Source organism: Clostridium sp. KNHs205 (assembly GCF_000702945.1).
Classification (GTDB): Bacteria; Bacillota; Clostridia; order Lachnospirales; family Lachnospiraceae; genus Anaerocolumna.
On record NZ_JNLE01000003.1, the window covers coordinates 1,013,005 to 1,025,034 of the forward strand.

General features: G+C 41.0%; 10 protein-coding genes. 7 read left to right on the forward strand and 3 right to left on the reverse strand.

Features of this window, described 5'->3' with window-relative positions; translation table 11 throughout:
- Positions 1 to 139: 139 nt before the first annotated feature.
- Genes BR73_RS0104470 through BR73_RS0104480 form a run of 3 tightly spaced genes read left to right on the forward strand, consistent with a single transcriptional unit; the run spans position 140 to position 3,756 of the window.
- A complete protein-coding gene (locus BR73_RS0104470) occupies positions 140 to 1,693 on the forward strand; it encodes an ABC transporter ATP-binding protein (protein ID WP_033164549.1) in 1,554 nt (517 codons plus the stop codon).
- Positions 1,671 to 2,777: an ABC transporter permease gene (locus tag BR73_RS0104475; protein WP_033164550.1), complete on the forward strand. Its 1,107-nt coding sequence runs from the start codon at positions 1,671 to 1,673 to the stop codon at positions 2,775 to 2,777. The genes BR73_RS0104470 and BR73_RS0104475 overlap by 23 nt, the downstream gene beginning before the upstream one ends.
- Position 2,778: 1 nt before the next feature.
- The gene (locus BR73_RS0104480) at positions 2,779 to 3,756 is read left to right on the forward strand and encodes an ABC transporter permease (protein ID WP_033164551.1); all 978 of its coding nucleotides are present in this window, start codon (positions 2,779 to 2,781) and stop codon (positions 3,754 to 3,756) included.
- Between the two features lie 393 nt (positions 3,757 to 4,149).
- On the opposite strand, the gene BR73_RS0104485 is transcribed toward BR73_RS0104480, so the two are convergent.
- Positions 4,150 to 4,629 carry a YbaK/EbsC family protein gene (locus BR73_RS0104485; RefSeq protein WP_033164552.1) on the reverse strand — a complete coding sequence of 160 codons (480 nt, stop codon included), beginning with the start codon at positions 4,627 to 4,629 and terminating at the stop codon, positions 4,150 to 4,152.
- A gap of 311 nt (positions 4,630 to 4,940) precedes the next feature.
- On the opposite strand from BR73_RS0104485, the gene BR73_RS27105 reads away from it, so the two are divergent.
- The 4 genes from BR73_RS27105 (at position 4,941) to BR73_RS0104505 (ending at position 8,886) form a co-directional block, all read left to right on the forward strand.
- Entirely contained in the window at positions 4,941 to 5,996 is a 1,056-nt protein-coding gene (locus BR73_RS27105; RefSeq protein ID WP_156034590.1) for a metalloregulator ArsR/SmtB family transcription factor, read from the forward strand.
- 351 nt (positions 5,997 to 6,347) lie between these two features.
- Positions 6,348 to 7,328 (forward strand): ABC transporter ATP-binding protein, encoded by a 981-nt coding sequence (locus BR73_RS0104495; RefSeq protein ID WP_033164553.1) that lies wholly within the window; start codon positions 6,348 to 6,350, stop codon positions 7,326 to 7,328.
- A complete protein-coding gene (locus tag BR73_RS0104500; protein ID WP_033164554.1) occupies positions 7,325 to 8,107 on the forward strand; it encodes an ABC transporter permease in 783 nt (260 codons plus the stop codon). The genes BR73_RS0104495 and BR73_RS0104500 overlap by 4 nt, the downstream gene beginning before the upstream one ends.
- On the forward strand, positions 8,107 to 8,886 hold the full coding sequence (locus BR73_RS0104505; RefSeq protein WP_033164555.1) for an ABC transporter permease: 780 nt from the start codon (positions 8,107 to 8,109) through the stop codon (positions 8,884 to 8,886). Before BR73_RS0104500 ends, BR73_RS0104505 begins: the two co-directional genes overlap by 1 nt.
- Here the strand turns inward: BR73_RS0104505 and BR73_RS0104510 are convergent.
- Positions 8,883 to 9,938 (reverse strand): D-alanine--D-alanine ligase, encoded by a 1,056-nt coding sequence (locus BR73_RS0104510; RefSeq protein WP_033164556.1) that lies wholly within the window; start codon positions 9,936 to 9,938, stop codon positions 8,883 to 8,885. The two genes, BR73_RS0104505 and BR73_RS0104510, sit on opposite strands and share 4 nt — an antisense overlap.
- A 313-nt stretch (positions 9,939 to 10,251) precedes the next feature.
- Positions 10,252 to 11,664: a group II intron reverse transcriptase/maturase gene (gene ltrA, locus BR73_RS0104515; RefSeq protein WP_033164476.1), complete on the reverse strand. Its 1,413-nt coding sequence runs from the start codon at positions 11,662 to 11,664 to the stop codon at positions 10,252 to 10,254.
- Positions 11,665 to 12,030: the final 366 nt, after the last annotated feature.

The following is a 12,030-nucleotide window of genomic DNA, read 5'->3' on the forward strand; positions in this document are numbered from 1 at the left end:
ATTTACAGGTGGATTTTTTCAGTATGTATATATAGTCTGAAAGAGTAAGCGAAATCAGTATATAGATGGGGTGATACTGACCCTTTGTGCGGGACTGCAGTAGTGCAGTTCCGCAAATTTGATGTTAGGAGGTTTTTTTGTGGAACAGGTAAACGCCATTGAATTAAAAAATGTTACCAAACGCTTTGGGGAGGTAATAGCAAATGACAGTGTGAATCTCTCCGTCAGGAAAGGTGAAATTCTGTCTATATTAGGGGAGAATGGCAGCGGCAAGACCACTCTTATGAACATGCTTTCCGGTATTTATTTTCCGGATGAAGGACAGATTTGTATTGACGGAAAAGAAGTTACAATACGTTCCCCGAAAGATTCCTTTGAGCTGGGTATTGGTATGATACATCAGCATTTTAAGCTGATTAATATATTAACGGCAGCAGAGAATATTATTTTAGGTCTTAAAGGCAGCGAAACCTTAAAGATGAACCAGGTACATGAAGAAATCAATAAACTTACTGCCCAGTATGGTTTTGATCTGAATCCGTCCCAAAAGATATACGACATGTCGGTTTCCCAGAAGCAGACAGTGGAAATCGTTAAGGTGTTATACCGTGGTGCTGATATCCTAATCCTGGATGAGCCAACGGCTGTATTAACACCTCAGGAAACCAAGAAGCTCTTTGATGTATTGCGCAATATGAGAAAAGCCGGAAAATCAATTATTATTATAACCCATAAACTGAATGAAGTACTGGAGCTTTCCGACCGTGTAACGGTACTTCGCAAAGGCAAATACATCGATACAGTCAATACAGCAGAAGCAACCGTATCTTCCCTGACGGAGATGATGGTAGGAGAAAAGGTGAAGCTTGATATTGACCGTACAGAGCCGGCAAATACAGAGAAACGGATTGAGATGAGAGGCATAACCTGTAGGAACAGGGAAGGACTTAAAGTATTAAAGGAGGCTTCTTTCCAGGCTTACAGCGGTGAAATTCTGGGAATCGCGGGTATAGCAGGAAGCGGTCAGAAGGAATTGCTGGAAGCAATAGCCGGGCTTCAGTCTATAGAAAGCGGTGAGATTCTATACTTTGCACCGGATGGAAGTACAGAGAAGATATCCGATATGAAAGCCGCTGATATTAGAAATCTTAAGATTCATTTATCCTTCGTTCCCGAGGACAGGCTTGGAATGGGACTGGTTGGCTCCATGGATCTAACGGATAATATGATGCTTCGAAGCTATACCGACGGGAAGCATTTCTTCGTGGATAGAAAGAAGCCTAAGGATCTGGCAGAAAATATCGTAAATAAATTGGATGTAGTTACTCCCGGAGTTTCCACACCGGTAAGAAGGCTGTCCGGCGGTAATGTGCAAAAGGTATTGGTAGGACGTGAGATTGCCTCTAATCCAACAGTTCTAATGGTAGCTTACCCTGTCAGAGGTCTTGATATTAATTCCTCCTATACCATCTATAACCTGCTCAATGAACAGAAGCAAAAAGGTGTTGCAGTTATCTGTGTTGGTGAGGATTTAGATGTATTATTGGAGCTCTGCGACAGAATTATGGTACTCAACAGCGGAAGAGTTGCCGGTATCGTAGATGCAAGAAATACCACCAAAGAAGAAATTGGCTTACTGATGACGTCAGAGCGGAAAGGAGCGAAAGCACATGAGCAAAGAAGGAGCAAATAAAGAGGTTTTCCTGCGAATGAGCAAGCGGGATAACATTTCCAAAACGAAAGCATGGACAATCAGGCTGATAGCAATCGCTCTTTCCTTAATTGTATGTGCCTTGGTCATCGTATTTATTACGAATGATAACCCCATTCAGGTATATCTGGGTATCATTGATGGTGCAATCGGTAAAAAACGCCGTATGTGGGTAACCATCCGTGAAATTATGACGCTTCTTATTATAGCGGTGGGACTTACACCTGCTTTCAAGATGAGGTTCTGGAATATCGGTGCGGAAGGACAGATCTTAATGGGTGGAGCGGCTACTGCGGCTGTTATGATTTATTTTGGCAATTCCATGCCTAACTGGTTACTGCTCCTTATTATATTCGCAGCCAGCAGTATTGCAGGTATGCTGTGGGGAGTGCTTCCGGCAGTCTTCAAAGCTTATTACAATACCAATGAAACACTTTTTACACTGATGCTGAATTATGTAGCAATGCAGATTGTTACCTTCTGCATTGTTTTCTGGGAGAATCCTACGGGTTCCAATACAGTAGGTATAATTAACGGAGCCACCAGAAAAGGCTGGTTTCAGGAGATTTTTGGTATGCAGTATGGATTGAATATAATTGTAGTACTGATTATGACAGTGGGTGTCTATCTCTATATGAGACACAGCAAGCAGGGGTATGAAATTGCGGTTGTAGGTGAGAGCCAGAATACAGCAAAATATGCCGGTATCAATGTAAAAAAGGTTATTATCAGAACCATGATGATATCCGGTGGAATCTGCGGACTTGCTGGAAGTATTATAGTTAGCGGTGCCAGCCATACCATTTCTACCAGTACAGCTGACGGAAGAGGATTTACAGCCATAATCGTTGCCTGGATGTCCAAATTCAATCCCATTGCAATGCTGGCGGTATCTGCCTTCCTGGTATTTATGCAGCAGGGCTCCATACAGATTGCTTCACAGTATGGATTAAATGAAAATGCTTCCGATATCATAACCGGTGTTCTGTTATTTTTCCTGATCGGTTGTGAATTCTTTATTAATTATAAAGTGGAATTCCGCGGAAATAAGAAGGGGGTACAATAACATGCTGCTTTTAACCTTTATTCAAAATGCAATCAGCCAGGGAATCAGTATTCTATTTGGTGCCACCGGCGAAATCGTAACGGAGAAATCCGGTAACCTGAATCTTGGTATACCCGGCATCATGTACATGGGCGGTATAGCAGGACTGATGGGGGCTTTCTTCTATGAGAAATCCACTGAAACACCCAACGCATTTATCGGACTTGTAATATCCTTTATCGTTACCTTACTGGCTTCCGCCTTTGGAGGTCTGATATACAGCGTACTAACCATTACCCTTAGAGCAAATCAGAACGTAGTTGGTCTTGCATTGACCACCTTCGGTGTTGGTTTCGGTAATTTCTTTGGAGGTTCCATTTCAAAGCTTGCAGGTGGTGTTGGCCAGATATCTGTTAAAACAACAGCATCAGCATACAGAGCAAAATTACCCCTGCTCCATGATATCCCTGTAATAGGAGACCTTCTGTTTTCTTATGGTTTCCTCACATATCTCTCTGTGATTATTGCCTTGTTATTAGCTTATTTCCTTAAAAAGACAAGAAAGGGACTTAATCTTCGGGCAATCGGTGAAGACCCGGGAGCGGCGGATGCTGCCGGTATCAATGTATCCAGATACAAATATATTTCAACGGTATCCGGTGCTGCAATTGCAGGTCTTGGCGGTCTTTATTTTGTTATGGAGTATCTTGGGGGAACCTGGACCAATAACGGCTTCGGAGACAGAGGCTGGCTTGCTATTGCACTTGTTATCCTGGCTTTATGGAAGCCTGTTAATGCTATCTGGGGTTCTTTCCTTTTTGGTGGACTTTATATTCTCTATATTTATCTGCCGGGGCTTACAAGAGCTACCCAGGAGTTATGCAAGATGCTGCCTTATGTGGTAACGATTATCGTACTTATCTTATCCAGCAAGAGAAATAAACAGGAGAATCAGCCGCCGGCAAGTCTGGGTCAGGCTTATTTCAGAGAAGAGAGATAGAGAGCGGTTTTACTTAACTGTCTTAAACGAATTATTGAAAGGCACATTTGCTCTTTTTTGTTTAGGGAGTTTAACAGAAAGCTATATGAAAACAAGGTTTTGGAACCTTTATATAATCTAGCTTGAGATAAGTATTTAAAAGTATATTGGTATATGATAACAGGATTTGAGACTAATTATGTGTCTCAAATCCTGTTTTTTAAATACCATCAAGGTGAGTAATTGATAATAACAGATCATGATTATTAAATTATTCTTATTAACATTCTGTCAGTAGTGAAACTTTTTGGCTTGGATGTTAATGTTTATTGTTTGATTTGGAAAGAGAAGGGCTAAGAGATATCAACCAATTAATTTAATAGGGCATTTATTTTTTCTGATTATAAGAAGTCCTTAACTCTCCACAGTGAAAGCTTTGCTGACATCGATCCACACTGAACTGCCTGAGTACCTCTCAAGTTCGCCTAAGGTTAATTCGATTGCGCTATTGGAGCTGCCGCAGGCCGGAAAAACAGTCTGATAGCGTTTAAGTGATTCATCCAGGTAAATCTCAACCTTATCATTTACAGCAAAGGGACAGACCCCGCCTACGGCGTGTCCTATTAGAGGTTCGGCTTCCTCGTAGGATAACATTTTAGCCTTTGTTCCAAAGTATGCCTTATATTTTGCATTGTCAATCCTCGCATCACCAGCAGCAACGATTAGTACTACCCTCTCGCCTACATGAAAGGAAAGTGTTTTTGCGATACGGCCTTCCTCACAATTCAAAGCTTTCGCTGCAAGTTCTACGGTTGCACTGGAAACCTCGAATTCCAGGATCTTATCTTCGATTCCATATTGTTTGAAATAGCTTTTAACCTTTTCAATTGACATATTTACCTCGATTCTCAGCAGAAGTACTTAAGCTGCTAATGTATTGTCTTATGTGTTTTAGGGTACAACCTCATACGATATCGGCTGTACTTAGTTTTCTTTACAGTATAACCCAAGAAATAAGTGATGACAATAGAGGTGGTTAATTTTTTGTTTCTTTTTAAGACAGGGTTTGCTATAATTTACATAATAAAGCGTTTAAATTATAGATTGTCCTTTAAATGTGCTTAATCTGCTAAGCTGATTATAGTACTTTTGTAAACTGCTATGGAGGGACAGCCATAACAGCAAATGAGTTTTCAAACACACCCTTGAAACTGAAATTACAGCGATTGAAAGACGGGTATGACAATATGTATTATCAGAAATTAAATAAGAATAGTTATTTTATATATTCAGAAGACATTGAGCTGTTAATGGCGGCCAGTAATATTTTAGAGGGGGAGAAGTGGCATACTTTATGTACGGAGACTTATTCCTCAGGAAAGCTTGAGGGCTTAAAGAAAAAATATGCGTACCTTGTGGAAATATTTCAGGCGGTAGGCTGTCCTTCGGGGATGTTGGAATTCCTGACGGATTATCCACTGGTTGAGTTTAACCTTGAGGAATACAGGGAGCACCTGCTTCAAATGGATGTGGCTGCTTTTGTCTCCAGCTATTTTAATATATTTAATGAAGAGCTTGTAAGAGAGGCCTTGGAAAATGAAGATAAATTGGATAGACTTTTCAGAGAATATGAGAAATTTCTGGGTAGTTATCTGGGGTTCAAAGTATTTATCCGTGAAACTGGAAAGATAATTAACGATTACTTTGCCTTTGCCAGGGAACTGGATACCGAGGAATTTCATGAAAAGAACCGGCAGGTAAGAGCAGTGCTGCAGACAGAGGCTATAAAAGCTCAGGAAGGGCTAAAGGCAACGGAGCCTTTAGAATTCTCTCAGGAATTAATGGGTAAGGTTTTTTATAATCGGGGACCATATAAGGAATTCTATTTTACCATTACTCTCTTTGCCGCCTATAAAAAAATCCGATTCTTCGGGAAGAACCAGGTGCTATTCTATTCACTCAGGGAATCCAGGGAGAAACAGGAACAGCTGCTGAAACAGCTAAAAGCTATCGGAGATGAGACCCGTCTTAAAATTATTTCTCTGCTCAATGAGAAAGAACCTTTAAGAGGACTTGATATTGCAAAGGAATTATCCATGGCTCCCTCTACCATTTCTCATCATATGGATCAGATGAAGAATTGTGGACTCTTAAATGAAGAGCAGAGCAAAAGCTCCAAATTTTACAGTATCAGCAGAACTGCTGCCAGAGAGTTGTTGAAAGCACTGGCGGAGCTCCTTGATAAAAAGGGGCAGGTCTAATTATATTAATACACCAAACGATCGGAAAGTAATCCGGTCGTTTTTTTATACAAGAATTTATGAATCCTGTATTGACCTGATCTGTATATTCGATTATAATAATATTCGATATATATCGAATATTATTAACTATAAGTTTTTAGGCGTGGCTGAAAACTATTTGCACCCTTCTGGAGGCCTAACCTTGAAGTGTTCTGTATTGCAATTTTGGAAATGTGTGTTTCTATGGCTAAAAAATAGCACCTGGCGTTATCGTACAAATTAATTCCCAAAAGCGGAAGCTTCAGACGGTTGCATGCTTTTGCAGACATGCCATAATAATTTCATATGAAAGATAGGAGAGATTGGAGAATGGATAAGGACTGTGTCATTGAAGTCAAGGATTTAAAAAGAGAATTCATTACCAGAAAGGGATGGATTAACAGCAAAAAAGAACGAGTAATGGCGGTAGACGGAATTTCCTTTCAGGTTAAAAGAGGAGAGGTATTTGGTCTTCTTGGGCAGAACGGAGCAGGAAAGACTACGACGATAAAAATGCTGATTACCCTCCTTGCACCTACGAAAGGGAAATGCGAGGTTTTAGGTTATAACACCTTTACCCAGGAGAAGCTCATTAGAAACCGTATTAATTTTATCTTCGGCGGGGAACTGGGACTTTACAGACGTCTGTCAGCCAAAGATAATCTTAAATACTTTGCCTGCCTGTATCATATAGGCAAGGAGGAGGCGGATAAAAGAATCACCAGGACATTAGAGCTTGTGGGACTGACGGAGAAAGCAGATATCCTGGTAGAAACTTTTTCAAAAGGTATGGTACAGAGGCTGCAGATTGCCAGAGGATTGATCAATGAACCGGAGATAATCTTTATGGATGAGCCGACAGTTGGCCTTGACCCATTAGGAGCCAGGATGCTGCGGGATATAATAAAGAAATTAAAGTCAGAAGGTAAAACAATTCTGTTGACTACTCATTATATGTATGAAGCCGATGAACTCTGTGACAGAATTGCCATATTAAATCATGGGAAACTAATAGCCCTTGATACACCTGTTAACTTAAAAAAACTAACCGGTGATGATAAAAACCTGGAAATCAAGCTGGACAGAGTAGAGGAATCTGTAATAGCAAAGCTGAAAGGTATTCCGGGGGTTAAAGAGGTAATAAGTGAACCAGATGAAAGTGGTTACCGTCTGATGATGAAATACATAGCAAAGACAGATATCAGCGAGGAAATTCTTAATTCCTTAAAAGGAACCGGTATTCATTCTTTTACCAATAAAGAACTGACATTGGAGGATGTGTACGTAAAGATACTGGAGGAAGGGCAATGAAGGGATTAAGTGTTATTGTTTCAACAGCGGTGCTTCAGATAAAAAGCTCACTTGCAAGGCCTATGTTCCGATTCTGTCTGCTGGCAAATCCGGCAGTCAATACAGTGCTCTTATATGAGATGTTTGTTAATTCAGAACGAGAGGATTTTCTGTCGTATGTGGTACTGGGGGCAGGATTGATGGCACTCTGGAGCTGTATCTGCTTTTCTTCAGCGGGAGATATCAACAGAGAGCGTTATAACGGCACCCTGTCACTTATCTATACCGCGCCGGCAGGTTTTAAAACCATTATAGCAGGAAAAGTAGCAGGTAATACCTTTCTTAGTATGATAACTTTTCTGTTATCTTTTGCAACTGCGAAGCTTTTATTTGGAGTAAGGCTGGAAGTTGCCCATCCAATTTATTTACTGTCAGCTTTTATCTGCACTGTAGTGAGTTTTTCCGTCATATCGATTTTTCTGGCATATCTGCTGACTTTGTCAAGAAAAACCCAGTTGTACATGAATTGTATCGAGATACCTGTTATTCTTGTATGTGGTTTTGTGTTTCCGGCAGATATCCTTCCCGTCTTTATAAGACCTGTAAGTTATGTTCTTTCTCCGACTTGGGCAGTTAAACTGCTGCGTTTGAGTGTGTCGGATACCTTGAATTTAAGGGAGTACTGTCTGACGCTCCTGATTCTTTTAGGAGTAACAGGTTTTTATATATTACTGGGACATTTCCTGGCAGAGGTAATAGAGCGCCAGGTACGAATAGCAGCAACACTGGAGGTGAATTGATGAGACGTTTTTTTACTCTTGCATGGCTGAGTTATAAGAGCAGACAGTCAATTTTCAGACTGGATGAATTTCTATGTCTTGAGACCATATATCCGCTGCTGACGCTTATTTTCTACTGTGTTCTTGCAGGTTACAGTTATAATACGGATAATCTTGCCCGGTGGGTGGTGGGAAATTCCTTTCTGCTATGTGTCAATACCTGTATATTTACCCTTGGCAGCACCTTTATGGCAGAGAGAGCCTATGGCTGTATCAGAAGCCTTGTTACAGCCCCTGAGGGGAAGCTATTAATTATACTTCATAAGGGACTATTCACCTGTATCACTGCAGTGGCTACTGTAACAATAGGTTTCTTCGCCGGAAGTCTTTTGTTTCAGGTAAATTTCTCACAAATTAACCTGTTGCTGTTTTTTACTGCTGTTATTGCTGCAATGTTTGCGGCTGCCGGGTTCGGATTGTTTATCGGAATCTTTGGTCTGATAACCGACCAGATGAATTTTGTATTGAATTTTATGTCCTATGTCCTTATGATATTTTGCGGAGCTAACTTTCCCATATCCCAGCTGCCCGCAGCAGGCAGGCTCATATCGCAGCTGATACCTTTGACCCGCAGTATTGAAGCGGTTAATCTGCTGTTTTCAGGAGTGATAATTGAGAAATTTGCAATGCTGTTATTACAGGAAGCAGGGATAGGTGTATGCTATTATCTCCTGTCCTGGCTGTTAATCAAAGGAATCGAGAAAACAGCCAGAAGAAAAGGAACCCTGGAGGCATTTTAACGTGCTCCAAGCAATGCAATTTTTTGGCATAATTCTACGTAGGAAATTCCTGCTGCTTTTGCTTCCTGAGGAAGAAGGCTCATTGGTGTCATACCGGGCAGGGTGTTAGCTTCAAGGCAGATAAATTCATTGGTTTCGTCTAAAATAAAATCTATCCTGGAATAGGAGCCAAGGTGCAGGGCATTGTGTACTCTTAATGCAAGTAATTGTACTTTTTCCCTTAACGGCTCGGATAAATCAGCGGGACAGCATTCGTTTGTAAGGCCCTGCTGATATTTATTTTTGTAATCATAGAAGCCTTCCTTCGGGATGATTTCTATCACCGGCAGGGCAGTCTTCTCAAGAATTCCAACAGAGAACTCCCTGCCTTTAATCATTTTTTCAACCAGAACTTTACCGGTGCCAAAAGATGCTATTTTCTCTGTTGCAAGACTTAAGGCAGATGTCAGTTCTTCTTCACAATATGCAAAGGAAACACCGATGCTGGAACCGTTACTAACCGGCTTTACGACACAAGGAAAACCTATTGAGGTGGTTATTTTTTCGGGAGTTATCTCAGCAGCTTCTTCTGTTATCCATGGGGCGGTGGGGATACCCTCCTGCTTTAAAAGCTTTTTGCTTAAGTCTTTATCCATAGCCAGAAGACAGCCTGCATAACCGGTACCGGTATAGGGAATCTGGCAGCAGTCCAGTACGGCCTGGAGCTGCCCGTTTTCGCCCATAGAACCGTGTAGTGCGATAAAGACCACATCGGACAATTTGCACAGGGCAAGGATATTTTCACCGATCAGTTCTTTTCTACCATGGTTGCTTGCTATGAGTTCCTCCAGATCAGGTATTTTATCAGGAATATGGTATTCATGTCTTTTTCCGTCTTCTTTTTTTAAAAATAAGGAGTCTGGCTTAGTTTTGGAGGTTTCGATTCCCTTATACACATCAGCAAGTGCTACCTCGTAACCGGCATCCATTAGTGCATTGGCAATAAGACAGCCGGAGGATAAAGATACATCTCTTTCCGGACTGAGACCTCCGGATAAAACAACTATTTTCATAATACTTTAACATTATGAGTATACCTGCAGAAGTACGGCTGGCAGATTATATTCTGTATGGCATACTCAGGCTCCTTTCCTATAATCGATGGGAAAGCGTCGTGTACTTCCCTGAAAATAACCTGGAATGTCAACACGGGAATTCCTGTCTAATGCTTATTATATTCACGTGAAAATTTGCGGAATAGTAGTATAATGCGAAGAATTATCAGAATAGTGCTATAATAGCCTGTAATCGGGTAGGAGGTAGATAATTATTTTATCTACCGACCTCCCACACCACCGTACGTACGGTTCCGTATACGGCGGTTCTTTAGTTTTCATAAACTATCAGATAATAGTCAAGCATGGATGTATATCCTAGCTTGGCTATTATTTTATTAGAAAATATCTGGTTCAGCACTTGCGCCATGCGCCAGTACCCTTTTCTACTACAGGCAAGTTCTTTGGCTCTCCAATGCTCACATCCTATGGCTCTAAGCATTCTGTACTTTGTCTTGATTTTCTTCCACTGTTTCCAATAGACCGCTCGTATTCTGCGTCTAGCCCATTCATCTATGCCTTTTAGAAGATTCTTCATATCTGCGAGTTTAAAGTACTCTATCCATCCTCTCACAAACTGTTGGTATTTATCTTCTCTCGCTGTGTTGCTCATGCCATTGTTTCGGTCTGTCAGATTTCGTATTGCGTCTTTCATCTTTGTTACGGATTTCGGATGTACTCTAAATCTGCATTTACCTCTATATCTATAGAATGTATATCCAAGATATTTAACTTTACTGATGTGCGCGACTTGCGTTTTCTTCCTATTCACTTTCAGAAATAGCCTTTTCTCAATGAATGGTATGATGTTTTCCAAGGTTCTTTCTGCACTCTTTTTGCTTTTACAGAAAATCATGCAATCATCTGCGTATCGGACAAACCTATGTCCTCTGCTTTCAAGTTCCTTGTCCAACTCATTTAGCATGATATTACTTAGCAATGGACTTAATGGTCCACCTTGTGGCATGCCGACCTCTGTTTTCTTAAACACCCCTTTTGTTATCACTCCAGCATTGAGGTATTTATGTATCAAAGAGATAACTCTGCCATCTTTGATGGTTCTTCCCAATACCTCAATCAGCTTACTCTGGCATACGGTATCAAAGAACTTTTCCAAATCCATATCAACCACATATACGTAGCCTTCGTTTACATTCTTTTGGCATTGTTTCAGTGCATCATGTGCACCTTTTTTCGGCTGAAAACCAAAACTGTTTTCTGAGAACTGCTCCTCGTAGATAGGCGTTAGTTCTTGTATGATTGCTTGTTGGATAACTCGGTCAACCACGGTTGGAACTCCAAGCTTTCTGAACTCACCTTTTGTTTCTTTTGGTATTTCTACCCTTCGAACTGGGTTTGGCTTAAATCTGCCTCCCTTTATCTCTTGAATTAAGGTGTCTTGGTTTTCCTTTAAGTAGGGCAGAAGTTCATCCACCTGCATTCCATCCGTTCCACCTGCTCCTTTATTTGATTTCACTCGCTTATATGCCTTGTTGAGGTTATCTTTTCGCAAAATCAATTCCAAGAGATTATTCATCCAATAGTTTGTGATGATACCGCTCTTTTCAGTAATCTTCCCGTAGTCGAACACTTCTGCATCCTCTTTCTGTTCCGCAGATACCATTTGCAGATAGTCTTCCATATGAAGTTGTCTGTTCTTAAATCTACTATCAGTTACTTTCATTGCTTGTACCTCCTAAAGTTCAGTCCTTCCCATATCATTTGCAACTGAAATGGTACTATGACCTCGGCTGACTTCTCGTCATTCGTTGTTACTACAAGTTTCATACTCTGTTTTCACTTGCTGACGAGATCTCCCTGGGTACCACACGTTTCTTTCTCTCCATCCATCTGCCACATTTACTACAGTTAATTCCGAGTAGTTATTGGACTTTAACTTGTATTGCAGTCTTATCCTTAACTGTAGCCTGATGTGATTTCTGTTCGTCAGACCAGAGATTTGCCTCCACCTTCCTTCAGATTCGCAGTCACCCACGACACCCTTGGTCTTGGCTGTGTCTTTCCCACTACTAGGGCAGACTAGGGACTT

What these genes read in the sequence shown, in the direction of transcription:
- BR73_RS0104475 (WP_033164550.1), top strand. Translation starts at nt 1,671, where the DNA reads ATGAGCAAAGAAGGAGCAAATAAAGAGGTTTTCCTGCGAATGAGCAAG.
- BR73_RS0104505 (WP_033164555.1), top strand. Translation starts at nt 8,107, where the DNA reads ATGAGACGTTTTTTTACTCTTGCATGGCTGAGTTATAAGAGCAGACAG.
- BR73_RS0104485 (WP_033164552.1), bottom strand. Translation starts at nt 4,629, where the DNA reads ATGTCAATTGAAAAGGTTAAAAGCTATTTCAAACAATATGGAATCGAA.
- BR73_RS0104480 (WP_033164551.1), top strand. Translation starts at nt 2,779, where the DNA reads ATGCTGCTTTTAACCTTTATTCAAAATGCAATCAGCCAGGGAATCAGT.
- ltrA (WP_033164476.1), bottom strand. Translation starts at nt 11,664, where the DNA reads ATGAAAGTAACTGATAGTAGATTTAAGAACAGACAACTTCATATGGAA.
- BR73_RS0104510 (WP_033164556.1), bottom strand. Translation starts at nt 9,938, where the DNA reads ATGAAAATAGTTGTTTTATCCGGAGGTCTCAGTCCGGAAAGAGATGTA.
- BR73_RS0104495 (WP_033164553.1), top strand. Translation starts at nt 6,348, where the DNA reads ATGGATAAGGACTGTGTCATTGAAGTCAAGGATTTAAAAAGAGAATTC.
- BR73_RS0104500 (WP_033164554.1), top strand. Translation starts at nt 7,325, where the DNA reads ATGAAGGGATTAAGTGTTATTGTTTCAACAGCGGTGCTTCAGATAAAA.